Source organism: Ottowia flava (assembly GCF_008017535.1).
Lineage (GTDB): Bacteria > Pseudomonadota > Gammaproteobacteria > Burkholderiales > Burkholderiaceae_C > Ottowia > Ottowia flava.
Genome location: NZ_VRUA01000003.1, coordinates 79,167 through 103,557 on the forward strand (window position 1 = coordinate 79,167; position 24,391 = coordinate 103,557).

Annotated in this window: 25 protein-coding genes, 1 tRNA gene and 3 pseudogenes; 15 read left to right on the plus strand and 14 right to left on the minus strand. The window is 62.3% G+C overall.

The features are described 5' to 3' along the window. The first annotated feature begins 18 nt into the window (after positions 1-18). From FVQ98_RS04500 to FVQ98_RS04530, 6 genes are all read left to right on the plus strand, one after another. The gene (locus tag FVQ98_RS04500) at positions 19-519 is read left to right on the plus strand and encodes a ClpXP protease specificity-enhancing factor (RefSeq protein WP_147912248.1); all 501 of its coding nucleotides are present in this window, start codon (positions 19-21) and stop codon (positions 517-519) included. 50 nt (positions 520-569) lie between these two features. Then, a tRNA-Thr gene (locus tag FVQ98_RS04505) sits at positions 570-645 on the plus strand. Between the two features lie 535 nt (positions 646-1,180). Next, positions 1,181-3,970: a preprotein translocase subunit SecA gene (gene secA / locus FVQ98_RS04515; RefSeq protein ID WP_147912250.1), complete on the plus strand. Its 2,790-nt coding sequence runs from the start codon at positions 1,181-1,183 to the stop codon at positions 3,968-3,970. A gap of 120 nt (positions 3,971-4,090) precedes the next feature. Beyond that, positions 4,091-5,320, plus strand: coding sequence for a bifunctional glutamate N-acetyltransferase/amino-acid acetyltransferase ArgJ (gene argJ, locus FVQ98_RS04520; protein ID WP_147912251.1), 1,230 nt, complete (start codon positions 4,091-4,093; stop codon positions 5,318-5,320). A gap of 54 nt (positions 5,321-5,374) precedes the next feature. Further along, complete coding sequence (locus FVQ98_RS04525; protein ID WP_147912252.1) at positions 5,375-6,256, plus strand: ATP-binding protein; 882 nt, start codon at positions 5,375-5,377, stop codon at positions 6,254-6,256. Positions 6,257-6,262: 6 nt separating this feature from the next. After that, positions 6,263-6,733 carry an NUDIX domain-containing protein gene (locus FVQ98_RS04530; protein ID WP_147912253.1) on the plus strand — a complete coding sequence of 157 codons (471 nt, stop codon included), beginning with the start codon at positions 6,263-6,265 and terminating at the stop codon, positions 6,731-6,733. Between the two features lie 92 nt (positions 6,734-6,825). On the opposite strand, the gene FVQ98_RS04535 is transcribed toward FVQ98_RS04530, so the two are convergent. The 6 genes from FVQ98_RS04535 to pilB are packed head-to-tail and all read right to left on the minus strand — an operon-like array spanning position 6,826 to position 12,293. Continuing rightward, positions 6,826-7,044: a DNA gyrase inhibitor YacG gene (locus FVQ98_RS04535; RefSeq protein ID WP_147912254.1), complete on the minus strand. Its 219-nt coding sequence runs from the start codon at positions 7,042-7,044 to the stop codon at positions 6,826-6,828. Beyond that, complete coding sequence (zapD, locus tag FVQ98_RS04540) at positions 7,041-7,796, minus strand: cell division protein ZapD (RefSeq protein ID WP_147912255.1); 756 nt, start codon at positions 7,794-7,796, stop codon at positions 7,041-7,043. Before zapD ends, FVQ98_RS04535 begins: the two co-directional genes overlap by 4 nt. A gap of 30 nt (positions 7,797-7,826) precedes the next feature. Further along, the gene (gene coaE, locus FVQ98_RS04545) at positions 7,827-8,450 is read right to left on the minus strand and encodes a dephospho-CoA kinase (protein ID WP_147912256.1); all 624 of its coding nucleotides are present in this window, start codon (positions 8,448-8,450) and stop codon (positions 7,827-7,829) included. Between the two features lie 2 nt (positions 8,451-8,452). Further along, complete coding sequence (locus tag FVQ98_RS04550) at positions 8,453-9,295, minus strand: prepilin peptidase (RefSeq protein WP_147912257.1); 843 nt, start codon at positions 9,293-9,295, stop codon at positions 8,453-8,455. Next, a complete protein-coding gene (locus FVQ98_RS04555) occupies positions 9,295-10,518 on the minus strand; it encodes a type II secretion system F family protein (protein WP_147912258.1) in 1,224 nt (407 codons plus the stop codon). The genes FVQ98_RS04550 and FVQ98_RS04555 overlap by 1 nt, the downstream gene beginning before the upstream one ends. Positions 10,519-10,556: 38 nt before the next feature. After that, the gene (gene pilB, locus FVQ98_RS04560; protein WP_147912259.1) at positions 10,557-12,293 is read right to left on the minus strand and encodes a type IV-A pilus assembly ATPase PilB; all 1,737 of its coding nucleotides are present in this window, start codon (positions 12,291-12,293) and stop codon (positions 10,557-10,559) included. A 306-nt stretch (positions 12,294-12,599) separates the two neighbouring features. Between pilB and FVQ98_RS04565 the strand changes: the two genes are divergently transcribed. After that, positions 12,600-13,706, plus strand: a complete 1,107-nt coding sequence (locus FVQ98_RS04565; protein WP_147912260.1) for a site-specific integrase — start codon at positions 12,600-12,602, stop codon at positions 13,704-13,706. A gap of 243 nt (positions 13,707-13,949) precedes the next feature. On the opposite strand, the gene FVQ98_RS04570 is transcribed toward FVQ98_RS04565, so the two are convergent. Then, complete coding sequence (locus tag FVQ98_RS04570) at positions 13,950-14,606, minus strand: nucleotidyl transferase AbiEii/AbiGii toxin family protein (RefSeq protein ID WP_147912261.1); 657 nt, start codon at positions 14,604-14,606, stop codon at positions 13,950-13,952. Beyond that, on the minus strand, positions 14,603-15,094 hold the full coding sequence (locus FVQ98_RS04575; RefSeq protein WP_147912262.1) for a helix-turn-helix domain-containing protein: 492 nt from the start codon (positions 15,092-15,094) through the stop codon (positions 14,603-14,605). The genes FVQ98_RS04570 and FVQ98_RS04575 overlap by 4 nt, the downstream gene beginning before the upstream one ends. 241 nt (positions 15,095-15,335) lie before the next feature. Between FVQ98_RS04575 and FVQ98_RS04580 the strand changes: the two genes are divergently transcribed. Next, complete coding sequence (locus FVQ98_RS04580) at positions 15,336-15,941, plus strand: DNA-binding protein (protein WP_147912263.1); 606 nt, start codon at positions 15,336-15,338, stop codon at positions 15,939-15,941. 23 nt (positions 15,942-15,964) lie between these two features. Here FVQ98_RS04580 and FVQ98_RS04585 read toward each other — a convergent pair whose 3' ends face one another. The 3 genes from FVQ98_RS04585 to FVQ98_RS19995 are packed head-to-tail and all read right to left on the minus strand — an operon-like array spanning position 15,965 to position 17,814. Continuing rightward, positions 15,965-16,600 (minus strand): hypothetical protein, encoded by a 636-nt coding sequence (locus FVQ98_RS04585; RefSeq protein ID WP_147912264.1) that lies wholly within the window; start codon positions 16,598-16,600, stop codon positions 15,965-15,967. Positions 16,601-16,609: 9 nt separating this feature from the next. Next, the gene (locus tag FVQ98_RS04590; protein ID WP_147912265.1) at positions 16,610-17,320 is read right to left on the minus strand and encodes a metallophosphoesterase family protein; all 711 of its coding nucleotides are present in this window, start codon (positions 17,318-17,320) and stop codon (positions 16,610-16,612) included. Next, the gene (locus FVQ98_RS19995) at positions 17,317-17,814 is read right to left on the minus strand and encodes a hypothetical protein (RefSeq protein WP_255507626.1); all 498 of its coding nucleotides are present in this window, start codon (positions 17,812-17,814) and stop codon (positions 17,317-17,319) included. Before FVQ98_RS19995 ends, FVQ98_RS04590 begins: the two co-directional genes overlap by 4 nt. 101 nt (positions 17,815-17,915) lie before the next feature. On the opposite strand from FVQ98_RS19995, the gene FVQ98_RS04605 reads away from it, so the two are divergent. The 3 genes and pseudogenes from FVQ98_RS04605 to FVQ98_RS04615 form a co-directional block, all read left to right on the plus strand. Further along, positions 17,916-18,914: a hypothetical protein gene (locus FVQ98_RS04605; protein WP_147912266.1), complete on the plus strand. Its 999-nt coding sequence runs from the start codon at positions 17,916-17,918 to the stop codon at positions 18,912-18,914. After that, on the plus strand, positions 18,911-19,201 hold the full coding sequence (locus FVQ98_RS04610; protein WP_147912267.1) for a hypothetical protein: 291 nt from the start codon (positions 18,911-18,913) through the stop codon (positions 19,199-19,201). Before FVQ98_RS04605 ends, FVQ98_RS04610 begins: the two co-directional genes overlap by 4 nt. Positions 19,202-19,371: 170 nt before the next feature. After that, a pseudogene (locus tag FVQ98_RS04615) lies at positions 19,372-19,730 on the plus strand (transposase); the annotation flags it as partial. A 26-nt stretch (positions 19,731-19,756) separates the two neighbouring features. Here the strand turns inward: FVQ98_RS04615 and FVQ98_RS04620 are convergent. After that, positions 19,757-20,239 carry a hypothetical protein gene (locus tag FVQ98_RS04620; protein ID WP_255507627.1) on the minus strand — a complete coding sequence of 161 codons (483 nt, stop codon included), beginning with the start codon at positions 20,237-20,239 and terminating at the stop codon, positions 19,757-19,759. Positions 20,240-20,306: 67 nt separating this feature from the next. Further along, positions 20,307-21,095: pseudogene (tnpC, locus tag FVQ98_RS04625) on the minus strand (IS66 family transposase); the annotation flags it as partial. A gap of 192 nt (positions 21,096-21,287) precedes the next feature. Between tnpC and FVQ98_RS19590 the strand changes: the two are divergent. From FVQ98_RS19590 to FVQ98_RS04645, 4 genes and pseudogenes are all read left to right on the plus strand, one after another. Beyond that, complete coding sequence (locus tag FVQ98_RS19590; RefSeq protein WP_187265646.1) at positions 21,288-21,647, plus strand: hypothetical protein; 360 nt, start codon at positions 21,288-21,290, stop codon at positions 21,645-21,647. After that, positions 21,648-22,064, plus strand: a pseudogene (locus FVQ98_RS04635) (MFS transporter); the annotation flags it as partial. A gap of 140 nt (positions 22,065-22,204) precedes the next feature. Continuing rightward, positions 22,205-22,966 carry a sulfite exporter TauE/SafE family protein gene (locus FVQ98_RS04640; RefSeq protein ID WP_147912269.1) on the plus strand — a complete coding sequence of 254 codons (762 nt, stop codon included), beginning with the start codon at positions 22,205-22,207 and terminating at the stop codon, positions 22,964-22,966. Positions 22,967-22,987: 21 nt separating this feature from the next. Next, complete coding sequence (locus tag FVQ98_RS04645) at positions 22,988-23,458, plus strand: EVE domain-containing protein (RefSeq protein ID WP_147912270.1); 471 nt, start codon at positions 22,988-22,990, stop codon at positions 23,456-23,458. Between the two features lie 42 nt (positions 23,459-23,500). Here the strand turns inward: FVQ98_RS04645 and FVQ98_RS04650 are convergent, their stop codons facing one another. Then, positions 23,501-24,232: a GntR family transcriptional regulator gene (locus tag FVQ98_RS04650; RefSeq protein WP_137949519.1), complete on the minus strand. Its 732-nt coding sequence runs from the start codon at positions 24,230-24,232 to the stop codon at positions 23,501-23,503. Positions 24,233-24,391: the final 159 nt, after the last annotated feature.

The following is a 24,391-nucleotide window of genomic DNA, read 5'->3' on the forward strand; positions in this document are numbered from 1 at the left end:
TTGCCTGTTTCGCCCATGATGAATGCGTTGGAATCGACCTCGACCCGCCCCTATCTGATTCGGGCGCTGTACGAATGGTGCTCGGACAACGGTCTGACGCCCTACATTGCGGTGCGCGCCGACGATGGTGTTCAGGTGCCACGAGAGTATGTGCAGAACGGCGAGATCGTGCTGAACATCAGTCCCGATGCCACCAGCGGGTTGACGATTGGCAATGAGTTCATCGATTTCAAGGCGCGCTTTGGCGGTGTCCCGCGTGAGATCATGGTCCCGATTGACCGTGTGCTGGCCATCTACGCGCGCGAGAACGGCCAGGGCATGGCTTTTCCCGTCACCGCTGCTGGACTTTCCGAGGCGGAGGGCGACGATGTGCCGCAGGACCAGGCGGAGACCGCGGGCGCCAGCGCACCTGCTGCTCGCTCGGGTATTCAGTTGGTCAGCGAAACAACGACGGATTCGGATGACAACGATCCGCCCCCACCGAAGCGCAAGAAGCCAGCGCTCAAGCGGATCAAATAGCGTGCCGTATTGCAGGCGGCGCGCATCCGCCGTTTAGAATCTCAATCCATGCCGGTTTAGCTCAGTTGGTAGAGCACCCGCCTTGTAAGCGGTAGGTCGTCAGTTCGAATCCGACAACCGGCACCAATTCCTCATTCCGCTGTGGCTCATGGCCCGGGCTGCATCACTTTGATGCGGATGCTCTGAACAGGCTCTCCTCCATCTTCCAGCGCGCGCACCATGCGGGGAACGAGTTGGCGCAGCTTAGTCGCAGCGGCAGCATGAGGTACCAGGAGGCACCAGGCGTCTGGCTCGGGGACGCCCGGGCGAACCAGGGCTCGAAGCGTCGCTGGAAGCACGGGACGAATCAGTGCAAGCCGCTCGGACGACTGACGCGCCAGACGGCTCAGCTGCGCCAGGGTCGGTGATTCTTCCAAGGCCTGCAGCACGGGGACGGAGGTGTTTCGGGTCTTGTTCACGACATGTTGGCTGGTAGCCGCGGTGATCGGCTGAGGGCATGGCCGCGGAAGGTAAAATGCTACGTTGTCTTGAGAGTGCACGATCGGTCGATGGCGCTTGCAGTTCTGCGTGTCGGCCTCATCTGGACCCTCAGTCCATTATCAACTTCATATCGACGTCATTGCCGTCGCACTGCAAGGTGCTCGCGGGTTGACGTGCCCTCATGGCCACCAATTTCCTCACCAAGCTCTTTGGCAGTCGCAATGACCGCCTGCTCAAGCAATACCGGAAGTCCGCAGCGCGCATCAACGCGATGGAGCCGGACTTCGAGAAGCTCAGTGATGAGGCGCTGACGGCCAAGACACAGGAATTCAGGGACCGGCTGGAAAAGGGCGAGGCACTCGACCAACTGCTGCCAGAAGCGTTTGCCACCGTGCGCGAAGCCTCCAAGCGCGTGATGAAGATGCGCCATTTCGATGTGCAGTTGATGGGCGGCATGGCGCTGCATGAAGGCAAAATTGCCGAGATGCGCACGGGTGAAGGCAAGACGTTGACAGCGACTTTGCCGGTGTACCTGAATGCGCTGGCTGGGAAGGGCGTACACGTGGTCACCGTGAACGACTATCTGGCCAATCGCGACGCACAATGGATGGCGCGTCTCTACAACTTCCTTGGTTTGTCGGTAGGTGTCAACCTGCCGCAGATGGCGCGCGAGGAAAAGCAGGCGGCCTATCAGTCCGACATCACGTACGGTACCAACAACGAATTCGGCTTCGACTACCTGCGCGACAACATGGTCTACGAAACGCAGGACCGCGTACAGCGCAAGCTGAACTACGCGATCGTGGACGAGGTGGACTCGATCCTGATCGATGAGGCACGCACGCCGCTGATCATCAGCGGCCAGGCCGAGGACCACACTGCGCTGTATGTGGCGATGAACCAGGTCGTGCCACTGCTGACCCGTCAGGAAGGCGAAGCCGATCCGCGCACCGGTCTGGGTATCACCAAGCCGGGCGACTTCACCGTCGACGAAAAGGCTCACCAGATCTACCTGACCGAGCAAGGCCACGAGAACGCTGAGCGTATTCTGGCCGAGCGCGGCATGATTGCCCAAGGCGCCAGTCTCTACGACCCGGCCAACATCTCGCTGATGCACCACCTGTACGCAGCGCTGCGGGCGAATCACCTCTACCACCGCGACCAGCACTACGTGGTCCAGCAAGGCGAGCAGGGCGCCGAGATCGTCATCGTCGACGAGTTTACCGGCCGACTGATGAGCGGGCGCCGCTGGAGCGACGGTCTGCATCAGGCCGTCGAAGCCAAGGAAGGTGTGGGCATCCAAGCCGAGAACCAGACCCTCGCGTCGATCACCTTCCAGAACTATTTCCGCCTCTACAACAAGCTGGCCGGCATGACCGGAACGGCGGACACTGAGGCGTACGAATTCCAGGAGATCTATGGCCTGGAAACCGTGGTGATTCCTCCGAACAAGCCGAGCAAGCGCGACGACCAGCTGGACCGGGTCTACAAGACAACCCAGGAAAAATACGACGCAGCCATCGCGGACATTCGGGAGTGCTACACGCGCGGTCAACCCGTTCTGGTAGGTACGACATCGATTGAGAACTCCGAAATCATCGCGGAATTGCTGCAGAAGGAAAAACTGCCGCACCAAGTGCTGAACGCCAAGCAGCATGCGCGCGAAGCCGACATCGTCGCCCAGGCGGGCAGTGCCAAGATGATCACCATCGCTACCAACATGGCCGGTCGAGGCACCGACATCGTGCTCGGCGGCAACGTGGAAAAGGCGGTCCAGGCGATTGACGCGGACCCGTCGCTGGACGACGCCAGCAAACAGGCGCGCATCGCCGACCTGCGGGCCAAATGGCAGCAGGATCACGATGCCATCAAGGCGCTGGGGGGCTTGCGCATCATCGCGACCGAGCGACATGAGAGCCGTCGCATCGACAACCAGTTGCGCGGCCGCTCGGGCCGGCAGGGTGACCCGGGTTCTTCGCGTTTCTACCTGAGCCTGGACGACACGCTGATGCGCATCTTCGCGGGCGATCGCGTGCGCGCCATCATGGACCGCCTGAAGATGCCCGAAGGCGAGGCGATTGAAGCCGGCATCGTCACCCGCAGCATCGAAAGCGCGCAGCGCAAGGTCGAGGCGCGTAACTTCGACATCCGCAAGCAGTTGCTGGAGTACGACGACGTATCGAACGATCAGCGCAAGGTAATCTACCAGCAGCGCAACGACATTCTTGACGCAGAAGACCTGTCGGCCCAGATCGCCGGGCTGCGCCAAAGCAGCTTTACCGATCTGGTCCACCAGTACGTTCCGCCCGAATCGGTGGAAGAGCAGTGGGATATTCCAGGGCTGGAAAAGGTGCTTGAGGAGGAATGGCAGATTTCCTTACCACTCCAGAAGGAGGTGGAATCTTCCTCTGCCATCACGGACGAGGACATCGTCGAGAAAGTGCAGGAGCTCGCCAACCGCACCTATAACGAACGTGTGAACATGGTGGGGGCCGAGAATTTCCGTGGCTTCGAACGCGCGGTGCTGTTGCAGAACATCGACACGCATTGGCGAGAGCACCTGTCAGCGTTGGATTACCTGCGCCAGGGCATTCACCTGCGCGGCTACGCCCAGAAGCAGCCGAAGCAGGAGTACAAGCGCGAAGCCTTTGAGTTGTTTGGGCAACTGCTCGACGTGATCAAGAACGACGTCACCCGCACGTTGATGACCGTGCGCATCCAGTCGCCCGAGCAATTGGATGAAGCGGCAGAGCTGATCGAGCAACGCGGTGAGCAACTGACCAATGTGACCTACACGCAACCCAGCGAGACCGGTGAAGCAGAGACTGTGCCGGAAGCCGCGGCGCGCGCGATCACGGTCGGCGGTGCGGCAGCAGCTGCGGGTGCCGCTATCCCACGCGTAGGCCGCAACGACCCCTGCCCGTGCGGTAGTGGCAAGAAGTACAAGCAGTGTCATGGCGCATTGAGCTGATCGCCCCCGTGCTGCACGGCGTGGTTTCTGGCGACGGGCTTCGGCCCGTTTGCCTTTTGGGGCGACCAACGGCGCTTGCCGATAATCAACGTTTTTCCCCTTTGCCTGAGGACCTTTCGCATGCCGGTGAATCTGTCTGCCCCTGATCCGTCCCGCTTGTTTCCCGTGCCCGGTGTGCGCATTGGCGTCGCTGAGGCAGGTGTGCGCAAGGTCGGCCGCAAGGATCTGACCGTTTTTCTGCTGGACGAGGGGGCGAGCGTGGGCGGCGTATTCACCCGCAACCGTTTTTGCGCCGCACCGGTGCAGATCTGCCGCGATCGCCTGCAGGCGGGCGAGCCGATCCGCGCCATGGTCATCAACACCGGCAACGCCAACGCCGGGACGGGCGAAGACGGCCTGGCGCGCGCGCGTCAGGTCAGCGACGCGCTGGCCGACTTGCTGAAGCTGCAGCCGGGCCAGGTCCTCCCGTTTTCCACCGGCGTGATCATGGAGCCGCTGCCGGTTGACCGCATCGTGGCCGGCCTGCCGGCCGCGGTGGCCGACGCCCAGCCCAACCATTGGGCGCGCGCGGCCGAAGGCATCATGACCACCGACACCGTGCCCAAGGCCTTCAGCGCCAAGGCGCGTGTGGGCGGTGTGGAAGTCACCATCACCGGCATCAGCAAAGGCGCGGGCATGATCCGCCCCAACATGGCGACGATGCTCGGTTTTCTGGCCACCGACGCCTGCGTGGCGCCGGCGCTGATGAAGCCTTTGGCGCAGGCGCTGGCCGATGCGTCGTTCAACCGCGTCACCATCGACGGCGATACCTCTACCAACGATTCCTTCGTCGTCGTGGCCACCAACAAGGCAGCCAACAAGCCTGTCTCATCGCTGGACAGCGACGACGGCCGCGCGCTGCTGTCGGCCATGCAGGACGTGGCGCGCCAGCTGGCGCAGGCCATCGTTCGGGACGGAGAGGGCGCCACCAAGTTCATCGCCATCCAGGTCGATGGCGGCAAGACCGCCGACGAATGCCGTCAGGTGGCCTACGCCATCGCGCATTCGCCGCTGGTCAAGACCGCGTTCTTTGCCAGCGACCCCAACCTGGGGCGCATCCTGGCGGCGGTGGGTTACGCGGGCATCGACGACCTGGACCAGGCCAAGATCGACCTGCACCTCGACGACGTGTGCGTGGCCGTCAACGGCGGCCGCAACCCCGCCTACCGCGAGGAAGATGGCCAGCGCGTGATGAAACAGGCCGAGATCACGGTGCGTGTGAACCTGGGCCGCGGCAAGGCCAGCGAAACGGTCTGGACCTGCGATCTGAGCCACGACTACGTCAGCATCAACGCCGACTACCGTTCCTGAATATTCCTGTTTTGATAGCTGCCTGCGCAGTCTGGGCGCGGGCTAGAGGCTGAAATGACTGAAGAATTGGTGCGATTGATCGCACGGGCCGAACAGCTGATGGCCCGCATCGAATCCGCGCTGCCGCAACCGCTGGGCGCGCCCGACTGGGGCCAGGCGGTGGCGTGGCGCTACCGCAAGCGCGCGTCCGGTCACGGCGTGCTGGAACCGGTGCGCCACATCGGCGGCATCTCGCTAACCGATCTGAAAGAGATCGATGCGCAAAAGGAGAAGATCGAGCGCAACACGCGCCAGTTTGTCGAAGGGCGCCCGGCCAACAACGTGCTGCTGACCGGCGCGCGCGGCACGGGCAAGTCCTCACTGATTAAGGCCTGCCTGAACGCCTACGCGCCCCAAGGCCTGCGCCTGATCGAGGTCGACAAGGCCGACCTGACGGACCTGCCCGACATTGTGGAAGTGGTGGCCAGCCAGCCCGAGAAGTTCATCGTCTACTGCGACGACCTGAGCTTTGAAGAAGGCGAGCCGGGCTACAAGGCGCTCAAGAGCATCCTCGATGGCTCGGTCGCGGCCAGCACGCCCAACGTGCTGGTCTACGCCACCAGCAACCGGCGCCACCTGCTGCCCGAGTACATGAAGGAAAACCTCAGCTACACCCACACCGACGATGGCGAGGTGCACCCGGGCGAAGTGGTTGAGGAGAAGATCTCGCTGTCGGAGCGCTTCGGCCTGTGGGTCAGCTTCTACCCGTTCACGCAAGAGGAATACCTGACCATCACCGCGCAATGGCTGAGCGCACTGGGCGCGACGCCCGCGCAGATCGAGGCGTCACTTCCCGAAGCGCTGGTGTGGGCCCTGGAGCGCGGCTCGCGCTCGGGCCGCGTGGCCTACCAGTTCGCCCGCGATTTCATGGGGCGCGACGGCGGTGGTGAGGGCTGAGCCTCGATGACCGAGCCGCTGCTGACCGCCGACGCGCACCTGCGCCGCGAAGGCGTCACCGAGGGCGCACCTCGGCCGGTTGTGGACGTCGCGGTCGGTGTGTTGATCGGCGCGGACGGGCGCTTTCTGTTGGCGTCCCGGCCTGAAGGCAAGGTCTACGCAGGCTATTGGGAGTTTCCAGGCGGCAAGCTGGAAGCAGGCGAGAGCGTCGAAACGGCGTTGGCGCGTGAGCTGCACGAGGAGCTGGGCATCCGTGTTGACCCGGCGCAGGTCCTGCGCTGGCGCGAGCAACTGGTGGACTACCCGCACGCGCTGGTGCGGCTGCATTTCTGCAAGCTGACCCAATGGCAGGGTGAGCTGCAGACACGAGAGGGCCAGGCGCTGGCATGGGCCTCACTGCCCGTCACGGTATCGCCGGTGTTGCCGGGGGCGGTGCCGGTGCTGCGTTGGCTCGAAGAAGAGGCCGCTTTAGGCTGAGGCTGGCGATAATCGCATCCCGCTTGCTATTTAATGCATAGCTGCTTGCGCAGGTGACTGTAGGGCTAGGGGCGGATATTTCTTGATTTTGCCTACGGGTGCGGCGGCTCGGACAGTGAGCCATCGTCCTCATCGTGCGACGCTTCCACACGAAAGCTTTCGTTCGCCCATGCGCCCAAGTCGAACATCTTGCAGCGCTCGCTGCAGAACGGGCGGTAGGCGTTGTCCGGGGCGTAGCGGCTGGGACCGCCGCAGGCCGGACACCGCACGGTGCGGGCCTTGGCAAGCGGCGGCTTGGTGGAATCGCTCATGCGCACAGGGCAAGTTCAAACGGCACGTCTTCCCGCGCCGGATGCAGCTTGCCATCGGCTTCGTGCCGCACCAGACGCACCGACACCATCAGGCGGTTGCCGCTGATCTCGGGAATCAGGTGCATGGACGGATCGATGCGCAGACGCAGCAACTGGAAGGTGCGGCCCTGAGGCAGCGTCTGCTGGAAGTGACCGTTGCGCGTCATCACCTTTTGCGGCTGGCCCGAGTCGCGCAGCAGTTGCAGCAGCAAGGTCACCGCGTTCGCCATGGGCGCCAGCGAACTGGCCCACTGGTTCAGGTCGGCGCGGCGGCTGGCGGCCTGGCCTTGCTGCCAGGCGTGGTAGGCCGGGAGATCAAATTCGCAGGTGCCGCCCGGAATGACCGCACGGCTGCGGATGCTCATCAGCCACTCGTTGTCTTGAAGATCGTGACCGGGTTTGCCCATCTGCCCGCTCAGCTGGGCGAAGGCGTATTCCAGGCGCGACAGAACCGCTTCCAGCGAGGCTTCGGAGATCGCGGGGTTGCCGCGAAAGGCCGCGAAATGGGCCTTTTGTCGCTCCAAGTCTTTGAGCACGTCCGATTTCAGGTCGGCGCGGCTGGTGACATCCATCACCTCGAAGATGGCGATCAGCGCGTAGTGGTGATCAAGGGCACTGTCGCGCGGCAAGAGCTGACCGAGTCGGCCAATCAGGTGCTCGAGGCGCAGGTAGGTGCGAATGCGTTCGTTGAAAGGGTATTCGTACAGGATCACGCGGAAGAGACCTTCCCTGAGACGCCCGCATCATAGCCCGAAGCGGCTCGCCCAGATCTCCACTTGCGCGCCAAGCTGTGCCAGATCGGTGCCGGCACCGTTGTAGATGACCACGTCCGCGCAGGCCAGACGCTGGGCGCGGCTGGCTTGCGCGGCCAGGATGCCCTCGACCTGATCGCGTGGCAGTTGGTTGCGGGCGATGACGCGCTCAATCTGCGTTTCGACATCGCAGTCCACCACCATGACGCGGTCGACGCGCGCACGCCAGCGCGGGCCACTTTCCACCAGCAGAGGCACATCGAATACTATCAGCGGCGCACCCGCAGCGTGGGCTGCAGCGGCCTGACGATCTGTTTCGTCGCTGACCAGGGGGTGGATGATGGCTTCAAGGCGCTGACGTGCGCTGGGGTCGGTAAAGACCAGATCGCGCATGGCCGCGCGGTCCAGCGCACCGTCGGTGTTGATCAAATGCGCACCGAACGCCTCGGCTATGGCAGATAGAGCGCTGCCGCGGGCGGCCGTGGTGCTGCGGGATATGGCGTCCGCATCGACGATGGCGGCGCCATGCGCCTTGGCAAGAAGGCCGGCGACGGTGCTCTTGCCGCTGCCAATGCCGCCCGTCAGACCCAGCAGAAGAGGCGCGGCCACGCGCAGACCTAGAGGCCAACGGCGCGCAGAATGGCCTGCGGACCGAGGACCATGGCGGTGATACCGCCCAGGGCGAGGAACGGACCGAAGGGGACGACGCCGCCTTCACGCAAGGAGCTCATCAGCTTCATGCCAATGCCGACGATCGCGCCGATTACCGACGCCATCAGGATGATGGGTACCAGCGCTTGCCAGCCAAACCAAGCGCCCAGTGCGGCGAACAGCTTGAAGTCACCAAAGCCCATGCCCTCCTTGCCGGTCGCCAGCTTGAAACCCCAGTACACCAGCCAGAGCGACATGTAGCCGCCCACCGCGCCCCAAACCGCATCCGCCAGCGGAGCCTGGGTCCAGTGCAGCGCTGAGGCGATCAGCCCGGCCCACAGCAAGGGCAGCGTCAGGACGTCAGGCAAAAGGGTGGTGTCCCAGTCAATCAATGTCATGGCTACCAACAGGGCGGTAAAAAGGCACCAGGTAGCGGCGGTCGGCGTCAAACCCCAGCGCCAGCCACACCACGCGAAGAGCAGACCGGTGGCCAGTTCAACCATCGGGTAGCGCAGGCTGATCGGCGTACCGCAGGCTGAGCACTTGCCGCGCAGGAACACGTAGCTCAGCACCGGGATGTTTTCGTACCAGCGGATCTGGTGGCCGCATTTCTGGCAGCGGGAGCGGGGAACGAGGATGTTGAACGGTTCGGAGTCGGGGGCTTCTTGACCCATCGCCTCAGCGCATTCCGCTGCCCACTGCCGTTCCAGCATCTTGGGAAGCCGGTAAATCACGACGTTGAGGAAGCTCCCGATCAGCAAGCCCAACACGCCGGTGACCAGCACCGGCATCCACGCTTCAAGCCACATCAAACTACTTGGCCCAGCTTGAAGATAGGCAGGTACATCGAAACAACAATGCCGCCGATGACCGTCCCTAGTACCACGATGATGATGGGTTCCATCAGGCTGGAGAGGCCAGCAACCATTTCATCCACTTCGGCTTCGTAGAAGTCGGCCGCCTTGCCAAGCATATGGTCCAGTGCGCCGGACTCCTCTCCAATGGCAGTCATCTGCAGCACCATGCTCGGGAAGATGTTGGCGTTGGTCATGGCCATCGTCAGACTGGTGCCGGTCGCGACCTCCTGCTGAATCTTGTCGGTTGCCAACTTGTACATGGAATTGCCAGATGCGCCACCTACCGAATCAAGCGACTCGACCAAAGGCACGCCCGCTGCAAACATCGTCGAGAGCGTCCGGGTCCAGCGCGCAATCACGGATTTTTCAATGAGTTCACCAAAGATTGGCAGTTTGAGCAGCAGCCGATCCATGAACATCTGCATCTTCTCGTTGCGGCGCCATGCCTGCATGAAGAAGTAGACGCCTCCGAAAAGACCGCCGAAGATAAGCCACCACCATTTGACGAAGAATTCGCTCATGGCAATCACGAACAGAGTCGGTGCTGGCAAATCGGCTCCAAAGTTGGAGAACACCTCTTTAAACGCAGGAATCACGAAGATCATGATGATCGAGACCACGACAAAGGCCACGACCAAGACCGCAATCGGATACATCAAAGCGGATTTGATCTTGGACTTGATCGCCTCCGTTTTTTCCATGTACGTGGCCAAACGGTCCAGCAGGCTTTCCAGAATGCCTGCTGCCTCACCGGCCTCCACAAGGTTGCAATACAGCGAGTCGAAGTAAATCGGGTACTTTCGGAAGGCGGCTGACAGTGAGGTGCCGGTTTCGATATCGGCACGGATATCGTTGAGCAACTTGGTTACGCTGGGATTGGGGTTGCCCCGCCCCACGATGTCGAACGATTGAAGCAGGGGCACCCCAGCTTTCATCATCGTGGCCAACTGCCGCGTGAAGATCGCGATGTCCTTCGGTTTGATTTTCTTGCCTGCACGCATCCGGCGTTTTTTGACCTTCGTGGTCAGAATGCCTTGGCGGCGCAGTGTGGCCTGAACTTGGTTTTCGCCAGCAGCGCGGGTCTCACCGCGAACCGGCTTGCCATTGCGATCCTTGCCTTCCCATTCGAAGACAAACTCTTTGACCGTTCTAGTGCCTGCGACTCGGGTTGCCATTCGGGATACTCTCGTAAGGGCTCGTGTCTCCGAGCGGGTTACTGATTGGTGACGGCTAGGACTTCTTCGAGTGAAGTTACCCCAATCCTAACCTTATGCAGTGCAGATTCGCGCAGCGAACGGACGCCCTCCTCGCGCGCCTGCTCAGCAATTTCCAAAGCGCTGCCATCGGCGAGAATGATGCGTTGCATTTCTTCGCTGATCGGCATGACCTCGTAAATGCCGACACGTCCCTTGTAGCCGTTGTTACAAGCGGTGCAACCCACCGGCTTATACGGTGTCCAGCTGCCGTCCAAATCTTCTTCGCCAAATCCTGCTTCAATGAGCGTCTCGCGAGGTACGTCCATCGGGGCCTTGCATTGTGGGCACAAGCGACGTGCCAACCGTTGGGCCGTGATCAGAATCACGCTGGATGCAATATTGAACGGGGCAATGCCCATGTTGCGCATGCGTGTCAGGGTCGTCGGCGCGTCGTTGGTGTGCAGCGTTGACAGCACAAGGTGCCCGGTTTGAGCCGCCTTGATGGCGATGTCAGCCGTTTCAAGGTCGCGGATCTCGCCGACCATGATGATGTCGGGATCCTGGCGCAGAAAGGCCTTGAGTGCGACGGCGAAAGTCAGGCCAGCCTTCTCATTCACGTTGACCTGGTTGACGCCCGGCAGGTTGATTTCGGATGGGTCCTCGGCCGTCGCGATGTTCACCCCGGGTCGGTTCAACAGGTTCAGGCAGGTGTATAGCGAAACCGTTTTACCGGACCCGGTTGGACCGGTCACCAAAATCATGCCGTACGGACGCTCAATGGCAGTAAGAAGTCTGACTTTTTCCTCGGGCTCATAACCGAGGGCATCAATGCCCAATTTGGCGCTGCTCGGGTCAAGGATACGAATGACGATCTTTTCGCCAAACAATGTTGGCAACGTGCTGACACGGAAGTCGATCACACGATCAGCACCAATCTTCAGCTTCATGCGACCGTCTTGCGGGACTCGCTTTTCAGAGATGTCGAGGCGTGACAGCACCTTGATCCGTGAGGCCAACTTTTCCTTGATCAACACGGGAGGGGAAACTATCTCGCGTAACTCCCCGTCGATCCTGAAGCGGACCCGGTATTGATGTTCGTACGGCTCGAAATGCAAATCCGAAGCACGCATATTGAACGCGTCGACAAGCATCTTGTGCAAGAACTTGACGACTGGAGCATCCTCGACGTCGGTCTGAGTTTCTGCCTCTTCAGCTGGCGCCGACACGCCCAATGCAGCCTCATCAAACTCGAAGTCACCGGTAACGATGTTGTCCATCGTCTCGGTTGCCGATTTCGTGAAAATCTCCACCAGACGAGTGAGTTTGTCGAACTCGGCGATCACCCATTCAACGCCCATCTGCGTTGAGAACTTCACTCGCTCGGCAGCCTCGTGATCGGAGGGGTCGGCGGTAGCAATGATCAATCGACCATTGCGTTTGCTGAGCGCCAGGATTCGGTAGTTCAGTGAAAGTTTTGGGTCGATCAGATCCTTGGGGAGACGCAGCGGATCCAGCGCGCCAACATCCAGCAGGGGGGCTGAGAACGCTTGAGACAGCGTTTGAGCCAAATCCGCGGCAGCAATCGCGCCTGACTCAATTAGCTCTGAAACGAAATTCTTCTGACCGGACTGGGCCTTTCGGAACGTGTCTTCCGCGACCTTCTGGCTCAACTTTCCGGCGAGCACCAGCGCGCGTCCTACGCCAGGCAAGGCGGCGGAAGGGGCATCTCGGGAAGCAGACTCGGCAACAGCCATGGACATACACTCGGAAGGGCAAAATACAGCCTTCCGATCATCGCCGATCGGTGAATAGATGTAAATCTTGCACACCATGCTGTGTGTGCATCAGTTGACACATCACGCATTCAGATGGCTTGCGGGCCGCGACCTGTTGTGTGTGGACAGGCCGATTTCGTGATGGTCGGGGTGAGAGGATTCGAACCTCCGGCCTCTACGTCCCGAACGTATCGATTTTTTACATTTTTCACTGGCATATGTGTCCATGATAGCATTTGTTGGGCCATTCTTGGGCCATTGGCGACGATGTGAGGCAAATGCGACATGGGGCAAATTACAAAGCGTGGGGAGTATCAGTGGCGGGCCAAGGTGAGGCGCAAGGGCTTCCCGGAACAGTCCCGCACCTTCACGTACAAGGAAGATGCCGAGAAGTGGGTTCGCACGGTTGAGAGCGAACTGGAAACCAAGGGGTTCATTGATCGGCGGGAGGCTGAGAAGAACACGCTTGCTGCGATTCTCAAACGCTATCAGCAGGAGATAACGCCGGGGAAGAAGTCTGCTGCCATCGAGTCCGTGAAGATCGATGTGCTCTTGCGCGATGCGGCGCTGGTGGGTCTGAAGATGACGGCCATCACTAGTACGGAGGTCGCCAGGTGGCGTGACCGTCGGCTCAAGGAGGTGACTGGAGGCACCGTCAATCGGGAAATCGACGTGCTTTCCACAGTGTTCAACCATGCGCGACGAGAGTGGGGCATCCATGTCGAGAACCCGATTCCGTTGGTGAAGCGGCCGGAAAAGGCGCGAGCGCGGGATCGGCGGCTTTCGCATGAAGAGGAAAGCTACTTGTTGGCAGCGCTGACGGGCGGAGTGCGCCAACAGGATGGAACCTTCACCAAGGGGGCGCGTAATCCGTGGTTGCTGCCGCTGGTGCGGCTGGCGTTGGAAACTGCAATGCGCAGGGGCGAGTTGCTGGCCCTTCAGTGGGAGAACGTCGATCTCAAACGACGCACCGCGCACCTGCCGGACACGAAGAATGGTGATGCGCGCTCCGTGCCGCTGTCCACGACGGCGGTCAGTATTCTGAAGGGGCTGCCTTCGCGCCCGAAGACAGAACGCGGAAAGCCTGTTGAACGGGTGGCTGGGGCGGTATTTCCGACGACTGCGATGGCGTTGCGCAAGGGGTTTGCGCGGGCGATTGAGCGAGCGCAGCAGGACTACCTGGCTGACTGCAAAGCTGCCCGTAGAAAGCCGCAATCAGGCTTTCTGAGCGACGTTCATTTTCACGATACCCGCCATGAAGCGGCTTCGAGGCTGGCAGAAAAGTTGTCCAACGTGCTGGAATTGTCTGCGGTGACTGGACACCGGGATTTACGCATGCTCAAGCGTTACTACCACCCACGAGCGGAAGATTTGGCCAAGAAGCTGGGTTGACCAAATCCGGATTTCACAACTGGTGGCTGCAGGTGTTTATCTCGTTTTTGGTTTCGCAGAAACGAGTAGGGCACTGTGCAAAGCACAGTGCTATCCACCAAAAATCCTTGCGCTTGCGAGGACTTGTTCGTGCACAAGGCGACTTTCGCAAAAATTCACACGCCTGCAAGGATTGATGATGAATGCTATGAGTGGCTGGGGTGGGCTCGACACTAACACCGCAGATGTGCACCTTCACCATCGCTACAAACTGTCCAAAAACTCATCCGCCACCGCCACGCAGTGGTCGAAACTCGGCGTGTATTCCAGCGTGGCGATGGCGTCGAACGCGGCCCGCAGGCTGGGATGCGGCTGCCGAATCTGAGCCAGAAAAGCACTGCGGTGGCGCAGCAAAAACGGCTTCGCTGTCAGCAACTGCACAGGCTCGCGCTCGCTCACAAGCGCCAAGTCAAACAAATCACGCGCCGTGACACGGTCGCCACGGTGATACATCTTCTTGGCAATGATCTCGGCAGCCGTCTCCACTTTGACAGCACGGCCTTGGATATCCCAAACTTCCCAGGCGCTCTCCAGCAGGTTGGGGGCAGATACAAAGTCCACCTCGCCCTCATCAAACTGAAGCTTGACGAACATGCCCGGCTGTTCCGTGTAGTCCTCGGTCAAGTCTGCAGCCGTATCGCTCAGCCGTGGCGTGACAAAGCCCAGGTACTGTGGATCGGGCACAAAAATATCGATGTCCTTGCTCAGCCTGTGGCGGTAGCGGAACATCAACACGGTTCCACCGCCAAAAGTCCAAAACGGGTCGACTATGCCTCCGTACTTGCTGATGTCGTCGATCAACATTAACGCACGCGGGAACAAACTCTCCCAGGCTCCGCTGGGCAGCGCATCGGCCTTCATGCCCACAGCGCCCGGCGATGCACAGACAGCGCCTCTGCGAGTTTTGCGACGTTGCGCCAGACTTTCCGAGGTGGCAGCTGCGCTTGCGCAGCAGCCTCTTCCACGGCCATCACGACGGTGGGCACGGGGGCCTCGTCCAGTAAATGGGTGAGATGCGGAGCAAACGAAGGCGGCACCTCGCCGCTGGCCAGGGCCTGCTCCAACATCTCCGGCGCCAGTTCACGCGAGTAACTGACACTGGCCGTCTTGGCCGCCATCCACAAGCCGCGCTTCTTGCGCCGCGCCTGGGTATCTGGCGCGGTGCTGTCCAAGCCCAGCACCGCCAGCACCTGTCCAACGCGGTTGACACCCAGATCACTCAGGGTGCCGTTTTCCAGGCCGACCAAGGTCTGGCGCGACAGGCCACTCAGGTGCGCCAGCTGCGCCTGGGTCAGGCCCAGCTCGGCACGCCGGGCGCCAACGATGTGGCCAATATCAATCAAGTTCATGGTCGGGGTAGGGTCAAAAATGTCTTAAATATTTGACATATTAAACCTTGCCGTGCAGTCAGGCAATCGAGATTTCGAGTCGAGTCGGTCAAAAGAAATGTTCACAGCGTAAACACGCGGTGGTTCCGTGCTGATCTTTGAGTAGCGGACTCGTCGCTGACTGATACCAGGATTGTGAAAGAAGATATTCATCTATATTATAGTATGTTGTATAGCTCTACTATCTACATGCGAGAATTCTATGGCCATCAGCATCGATGATGTTTTTTCCGCTGCCGATCGGCTCTCGGAGTCCGGGCAGCAGCCAACACTGGCCGCCGTGCGCTCGGCGCTGGGAGGAGGAAGCTTCACCACCATCAGCGAGGCAATGAAGTCGTGGCGGGCAATGCAGCAGGCAGCGGCCACGCCGGTTCGTGAGGCGGCGCCCGCCGCCGTCATGGAGCGATTCCATCAGCTGGGCACCGATGTATGGGCCGTAGCGATCAGCATGGCCAATGATCGCCTAGCCAAAGAACGGGAGGTCTTCGAGAGCGCGAAGGCCGAGGCGGAGCAGGCGCAGAAGGAAGCCACCGAATGGGCTGATCAATTGGCGGCTGAGTTGGAGTCCACACGCAAGCGGCTTGAACAACAGGAGGTGTTGCTGCACACAGCACGGGCCGCCACCGATACGGCGCAGGCGGCATTGGCTGAGGCGCAAAAACGCGCCGATAGCCTGACCGAGCTTTTGGAGCGCGAGCGGGTGTTAAGCGCCGAGATGCAGTCCAAGGCCGAGAAAGCCATTGCCGACGCAGCCAGACTGTCTGGAAAGCTGGAGGTCTTGCAGGCTCAGGAGCGTCAGAGTCGATGATGTCTCCCGCCCGCGCACCAAGGCTAAGGTCTGGACGCTGCCTCCGATAGCCAGCTTTCCTTGGTGTAGCGGTAGTTTGCAAACTCCCGCTCCAGCGTGGTCTGTCCCAGCAGCAGGCGGCGAGCCAGGTCGGCCACGACCGTAAGCTCTTGTTCGTTGCGCACCTTCAGTGGCGCCACCAAATCCAGCCCGGTTGCCCAGGACAAACGCTTGCGTTTGCTGCTGGGGCGCACATCGCAGTCAATGCCTTGAGCGGAAAGCTCTTCCTCCAGAGTTTGTAGGCGCTGAAAATATTCGCGCGACGCCTGCGATGGTGGGCGGCAAGTGTAGCTGACGATTTTTTTGCGCGATCGACCTACCTTGCGGTAGTTCGGAATCGCGCCTTTCGTCAGCCAGTCATCGAACGGGAACTCGCCAGCCTGCTCGCTTGCCAGCTCTTCAAGGGCGTCGTGGTACACGCAACGTGGGTGACGCCACCAGACGATGACGCGCCTGCCGTTAAGGATGAAGCCTACGTCATCCCACCAGGACAGCGCATCCGGCTTGACCTCCGCATAGCTGTGGGGCACAAACAAACCGCCAGGCCCGAGCCGCCATGGGTGGTGACGGTGGTATTCACGCTGCAGGCGGCCAAGGCGCTCTTGACGGGGGTCTTTCATACATTCCTTTTACCGCAGGCGTCCTGCCCGCGCATAGTCAAACTTTCCGGGCCGAATGCAGCCGCCGTTCATGTCGGTCACCCCGCAAAACCCCACGCCAAAGGCCGCAAACCCCAGCCGCGCGTGATCGCGGCTGTAGTCCAGGCAGTCATGGTGGTGGCCGTGGAACGCCTTGCCAACCCGCATACTGCGCGCCAGTTCATCAACGGCATCAAAGCCATGCGGATGCGCGCTGGGTGCCTCGTGTGTCACCAGAATATCGGCACGTTGCGATACCAGGCGAAAGTAATCCTCCGGAAAGATAGAGCTGCGGTGCTTGCGCGGCAGGCCATCTCGCCAACGATTGCCCTTGCCGCAACGCGCTGTGAATTCCTTGGAGCTCTCGTACAGCCAGTCAGCCGGTGGCGCCCACACCTGCCCACGGAACACACCACCCAGCCCGGCAATGCGCACGCCATCGACCACGACCACGCGGCCGTGCAGGTTTCGATCTGCCAGCGCCGAGCCAAATAGATGGTCGTAGTCAGCATCGGAGTCGGTGTCGTGGTTGCCATGGATGAACCAGATCTCGGTCATCTCCAGGATGAATTCGAGTTCCGCTTCCAGCGGGCGCTGCGCTTGCAAATCACCCAGCAACACGATGGCGGCCGGGCGATCTCTGGCGACGACCTCCAGCACATGGTCGAAATGGCCGTGGACATCTCCAAAAAAGTAAATCATTGCGCCCCCGCAGCCTGCAATTTGCGCTCTAACCGATCGCGCAGGCGCGGCAAATTCAAAACCCAGCCGCGTCGGACAACCTCGGCTGTCTCCACTTTCGCGTCTGCATGCACCTCGAAATATCTCGTCGCAGCGTCCATCAGGCGTTTTTGTGAAACAGGAAAACCGTTGCCGATAACCATCGCCGCGACGCACATCACATTGGCCTCCTTCGCCGTGCAAGGCATGTTGCGAAGGCTGCGGGCAATCTCCAGGCACGCCATAAGCAAGGCCTCTTCGACCTCGCGTGCGCTGGCCAGAAATTCCTGCTGAGTCAATGCCCGTGGCAGCGCCTGCCCCGCCTGCAGCAGCAGGGCAGTGATTTCATCCTGGCGCGCCATTTTTTGCGCTGGCGTCCATTGGCTGGCGTAGCCCAGTTTGAGCAGCAACGCCCACTCCTGACGCAGGGCGTCGGCCTGTTTCTGGCTCATGGGCTGGTCATTGTTGGTTGTCACGCGCGTCTCCCGCAAAAGATTGTGGTCACAGGCACGGGCTTGCATGGAACGGCAATTTCATGGATATTTAGTTTAACTAGTGTTGTTAAATAATCAAGCATATGGCACGACCACGCACCGGCAGGCAGACCTCCGCCGAATACCAACGCCGCTACCGCGAGCGCAAAAAGGCCCAGGGCGCCATGGCGCAAACCAACTGGATGCTGGACGTGCGCCTGACGGACGCCATCCGGCACGAAGCCAAGGCCCGAGGCTTGCGTGAGTCCGAGCTCGCCACCGATATCCTGGGCGACTGGTACGAGGCCCGGTTTGGTGGGCGCTTGCCACCGGCGCAGCCCGAGGCACCACCGGATACCAGTGTTCCACCTCCACAGCCTGCGTCCATCAACGCTACGGTGGAGATGCTGCTGGCCAAGCTGGAAGAGCTGGGCTTCATCATTCCCCTGCAAGGCATGGCCGCGCAGTGCCTGCATGGCGACGAGCACAATGGCCTGTGGGCCACGGTCACTCTCAATGGCTTGGACACCATCGAGTTCGGTCTGGTGGAGCACACCGACGGGTTGGCGCAGAACATCTTGCACTGCGTAGTGGACACGGTGGTGCGTCGTGCCTGGCTGACCAGCGACGCCTATAGCGAGCTGAATGAGAACAGGGACATTGGCGCCAGGATCAGCTCCCGGGGCCTGCGGGCGCTTGACGACGTGTTTGAGCGGTTGCGCGAATTCATCATGGCCAAGCGCAAGCCGTTGCACTATGACGAAGCTCTGGCCGCGCTGCCGCACTACCTTGACCAGGAACCGTCACGCTCCCTGCTGGTGCTGGCGTTTCAGCGCATGGGCCTGGAGCTGGTGCATGTGCCGCCCACCGATCTGGTGATTTCTGCGGCAGAGGTGCCGCAAAACGTTGCCCTGCACGACCTGGAGGCACTGGCCCAATACGTGCGCCAAGAATTCTTGCGCACGGGCCTGACGGTCTGCACCTTGTCTTTGTGGGATGGCGGGGAGCTCATCGCCTACGCCCCAGAGGTTCGTGCTTTCGTTTATGCCGGGCTGCGGATACAGCCACTAGATGCGCCCGATACAGAGGAAGGCAAGCCATGAACACCATTGAAGCCGATGCGCTGGCAGCCGATCTGCGCAAGGCCGCGCAAGACCTGCTGCTGTGTGTCAACGCCATCATGGGGCAGGAGCAATCCGTCGCTGCCGACCTGTTGCGGAATTTTCCGAAGCGGTTGGAGTTGTTGGCCTTGCGCGTGGCGCCGCGCCCTCAGCCCGGTATGCCGCCTGACTGGCCGCCGAGGAGTGCGCCCAGCGAAACCCATTTGCAGGCTCTGTTGGAACGCCAGCAGTGGTGGTTGCAACGTCGTTCAGAAAGGAACGCATCATGAATCAGAACCTGCGCACTTTGCGTCGCTGGACTGCGTGCGGCCTGGTCGCATTCGGCATCGGCAAAGTTGGGGCGCAAATGCCAGTACCCCTGCTCGATTCCCCTGACCTGCCCCCCATCCGGGGTGCCACGTGAAGGTTAGTAGAGTCCGTTTTCCAAGGAAGAACGGACATGAAGAAGAGCAGATTCACCGACGAGCAGATCATCGGATTCCTCAAGCAGGCTGAAGCCGGCATGCCGGTCAAGGAGCTGTGCCGCCTGGGCGGCTTCAGCGATGCGACCTTCTACAAGTGGCGCGCCAAGTTTGGCGGCATGCAGGCCAGCGAGGCCACACGGCTGCGCGAAGTTGAGTCGGAGAACGCCAAGCTCAAGAAACTGCTGGCCGAGGCTCATCTGCACATCGAAGCGCTGAAGGTGGGCTTCGGGGTAAAGCGCTGACCCCGCAGGCCAGGCGCGAAGCGGTCGCCAGGATGGTCGAGCAACTGGCCATCAGCGAACGCCGCGCCTGTCGCTATGTAATAGTCCGCCGTAGGCCGTCATTGACAGCCTGCGGTTTTCAAGCGTCGACGATATGTCGAAGCAGACTGAATGCCACGCGCCAGCTCTGCCCGTCGCAATCGAGAGTGGCCGTCTGCTGATTGATGCGCACGATCAGTCCGATGCGATGCTGCAGATCGCGATCGATGAAGCTCACGCGCTGACCTACGCGGAAGTCCTCGCGCCGACCGACCTCGGGCGGCGGTGCGAGTTCGGAGGCCTCATGCGCCGTGTCGCCCGCGTTTGCCGTGGCGGCAACCTCCACCGAGATCGCCGCGTAGGGCAAGCTCACGTGGCGCCCGCTCGCTTCATCCTGCACCGTCACGCGATGGTGCTTGACCGACACCACGCGCGCCGCACGCTGCTTGCCGTCGTCCCAGTTGAAGTACTGCACCTGCTGGCCCAGATGCAAGTGGCTTCGGGCCTGCACGATGCGCCGCGGATCGGCCAGCAACTGCTCGATGACCCAACTGAGCTGGTACAGCTCGGCGCTGGTGGCCATCGGCAAGTCCTTCAGAGTCAGGTGCAGGCGCATGGACACCGATTTTGCCCGCGCGGGCGCTGTGCTGTCAGGCGGCCAATGGCAGAGCGCGCTCGGTGTTCATTCGATCGGCCACGGCCCAAGGCAGCAGTTCATCGACACGATTGATCGGATGCTCGCCGATGCGCTCAAGGACATAGCGCAGATACGCCTGCGGCTCGATCGCATTGAGCTTGGCGGTGCCGATCAGCGTGTAGAACACCGCCGCGCTCGCACCTCCCGCATCGGAGCCAAGATGCAGATAGTTCTTGCGACCGATCGCTACCGCGCGCAGCGCCCGCTCGGCGGCATTGTTGTGCGCCTCTATGCGCCCATCGCCCACGAAACGCGTGAGCGCGCGCCAGTTCGTCAGCGTGTAGCCAATCGCGCCGGCCAAGGCCGATTTGGCCGATAGCTGCGACAGCGCCTGATCGAGCCAGGCTTTGAGCGCATCGAGTTCGATGCGCGTGCGCTCTTGCCTGACGGCATATCGTTCATCGGGTGGGCGCCCCCGGATGTCGGCCTCGATCGCAAACAGCCGCCCGATGCGCTCGAGCGCCTGGTGCGCCAGTGTTCCGGGCAGTAGGTGCTGCCGCTCGTGGATGTCCCAGAACTTGCGGCGCGCGTGGCTCCAGCAGGCCGCCTCGATGATGCCGCCATCCTCGTACAGAGCGTTGTAGCCGGCGAAGGCGTCGGCCTGCAGGATGCCGCGCCAGTGGCGCAGGTGCCGCTGCGGATGCTCGCCTTTGCGGTTGGCCGAGTATTGCAGCCACACGGCTGCCCTCCTTATGCAAGTAGGCGGCGAGGTGAGCCAAGGCGTCCGCGAGCCGACCAAGCGCCGCCGGATTCCTGAGGTTGTCCTCAAGAAACTCGCCCAGCGTCGTTCCACTCGCCCAAGCCATCTTGACCACCGGGTAGGCGGCGCCATCGACTCGGATGCCTTGAGGCTGGAACTGGAAGTCTAGGAAGTACGGCGAGCGCAGGCTCGCGAGCTTCTTGGATATGGCCGCGTAGCGCCGCTCGAGACCCTTTGACTCACGATGAAAGCAGCGGACACCGTGGACAGCAGCGTCGGCCGCTCCTTGAACCTGTCAGGGTGGTCCAGCGGCCACGCGCGCACGACTTCCAGGCCCACAAGGAGCACAGCAACCGAGTCGCCGACCCCAAAGAGAACCAGGCGGTGATTGACGGTGTCGTGTTCGACAGCGAGCAACGTGGCGAAGCAGCCGCGCTCGAACGCGAGCTGTTGCGACCAGCTCATCGCGGCGAAGTCATGCTCGGCCTGATAAGCCGTCATTGCGCTCTCGACCCACGCCTGGTCGAAGCGCGGATCGTCTGCGAACTTTCTAGCGAGCAACCGCGCCCAGAAGTGAACAGCCTCGCAAGTTGAATGGTGGTGGGCGGCTTCCTGGCGTCAGACCCCTCGCGCTGCGAGCGCATCGTGGGCGTCGGCTTCGGCATCGCGGCTGCCTTTGCGCTGGTGATGGCGCTGGCCGACTTCCCGCCGGTGGTGGTGCCGGTGCTCTTCGGCGCCATGGGCTTCGCCTCCGGCATCGCGGGGCCCTCGCGCGACCTGCTGGTCAAGCGCTCGACGCCGGCCAATGCCAGCGGGCGCGTGTACGGCGTGGTCTATGCGGGCCTGGACATCGGGCAAGCGGTGGCGCCGCTGATCTTCGGCCGCCTGATGGACGCGGGCCAGTACACCAGTGTGATCGTCGGCCTGGCGCTGGTGCAGGGCGTGCTGATCGCGAGCGCCTTCAATGTGCGCCGCGCCCGGCGCGAGGCGCTGCCGGCGGTGCCGGCCTGATGCGCCGCGGCGGTCGCGACGCGCATCGCTTCCAAGCCAAAAGTGGGCCCAGCGCCCGCTGCTCCTGCGCGAGCCGCTATCTTTTTCGTAGCGTTTACGGGCGTGCGCAGCCGGACCGCTGCGCACCGGCGCGTTGACGCATGGCCGACGGCGCGTCGCTCTACCTCCTCGTGGCGCTCGGTGCCGGCGTGGCCGGCTTCGTGCAGGGACTGTCGGGCTTCGCCTTCGGGCTGGTCGCGATGTCCTTCTGGGGCTGGGGGCCGGAGCCGCAGCTCGCCGCCGTGCTTTCCACCTTCGGCGCGCTCACCGGGCAGTTGATCGCTGCCGCCACCGTGCGCCGCGGCTTCGACTGGCGGGTGCTGCGGCCCTTCGTGGCCGGCGGGCTGCTCGGCGTCCCGCTGGGCGTGTGGCTGCTGCCCCGGCTGGACATCGTGATCTTCAAGGCCTGCCTGGGCGGGCTGCTCGTGCCCTGGTGCCTGGCGATGCTGTTCGCGCGCAACCTGCCGCAGGTGCGCTGGGGCGGGCGGCTGGCCGACGCGGTGTCGGGCCTGCTGGGCGGCATCTGCGGCGGCGTGGGCGGCTTCACCGGGCCCATCCCCACGCTGTGGTGCACCCTGCGCGGCATGGCGCGCGACGCGCAGCGCTCGGTGATCCAGAACTTCAACCTGGCCATGCTGGCCGTCGCCTTCACGCTGCAGGTCAGCGCGGGCAACGTCACGGTGCGCATGCTGCCGCTGCTCGCGGTGGTCGCGGTGTGCGTGCTGGTGCCGGTGCTGCTGGGCGCGCGCCTGTACATCGGGCTGAGCGAGCTGGCCTTCCGCCGCATCGTGCTGGGGCTGCTCACGGTGTCGGGGCTGGCGCTGCTGGTGTCGTCGGTGCCCGTGCTGCTGCATCGCGGCTGAACCGGAACGCACAATCCGCCCATGACCGCGACCCAACAGTACTGGCTGATGAAGTCCGAGCCCGACGAGTGCTCGATCGACGACGCGCTGGCGGCGCCGCAGCGCACCGTGCCCTGGACCGGCGTGCGCAACTACCAGGCGAGCAACTTCATGCGCGACGCCATGCACATCGGCGACGGCGTGCTGTTCTATCACTCGAGCTGTCCCGAGCCGGGCATCGCCGGCATCGCGCGCGTCGCGTCGGGTGTGAAGCCGGATCCGACCCAGTTCGAGCCGGACTCGCCTTACTTCGACCCGAAGTCGAAAGCCGACGATCCACGCTGGCTGCTGCTCGACGTGCAGGCCCTGCGCAAGACGCGCCTGCTGGGCCTGCCCGAATTGCGCACCGTGCCCGCGCTGGCCGGCATGCGGCTGCTGCAGCGGGGCAACCGGCTGTCGATCACGCCGGTGACGGCCGAGGAATGGGCCGTGATCGAGGGCCTGCTGCGCTGATCTGGATGCGCCGCTGAAGAAGGGCCGCGGCGCACTGGTGTTTCAGCGGCCGCGGCCTGCCACCAGTTTCATCCCGGGCATCAGCTCGGCCGCCAGTTCGGGGCGTTCGAGCGCGTAGTCGAGGTTCATACGGGCGATCTCGACGTGCTCCTCGCCCAGGGCCTGTGCCCGCGAGCCCTGGCCGCGCTCGATCGCCTGCACCAGCGCGTGGTGGGTGCGGTGGGCCTGCTGCATCCATTGCTGGCCCTCGCGCATCGACGACTGCATGGGCAGCATGGCGCTGGGTGCCGCGAAGGGCTGGCTGTCGAGCATCTCCATGATGCGCCGCACCGACGCGTTGCCGCAGCCCTGGATGATGATGGCGTGGAAGCGGTCGTTCATCTCCACATAGCCGGCGTAATCGTCCAGCTCCATGGTGGGCTTGTTCACGACCTTGTCGCCCGCGTCCAGGCACTCGTGCAACTCGCGCAGCAACTGTCGGGGCGCGCCGTCCTCGGCGAGCAGGCGGGCCGCGAAGCCCTCGATGACACCCCGAACGCGGATCGCATCCGCGATTTCCTGCGAGGTGAAGCGCCGCATCTGGTAGCCACCGGCGGGGGAGGGCTCGATCAGGCCCTCGTGTTCCAGGCTGGCGAGCGCGAGGCGCACCGGCGTGCGTGAGGCGCCCAGCTTTTCGGCCAGGGGGATCTCTGCGAGCCGCTCGCCAGGGCCGAACTCACCCTTGAGGATCAGGTCGCGCAGTTGAACCAGGACACGTGACTGTTGGGAATCCATGGCTCTTGTATGGATGCCTCCCGGCAATGAGTAGTAACCCGCATCGCTGTGTGAAGAAGTCGGCTGCTGCCTTGTATCCGGCCTGTGGTATGGGTGCTGGGTTGCCCCTGCGGCCCACTGGCCCCGATGTAATCCGCTGACGAGCGCCTCATCTCCTTG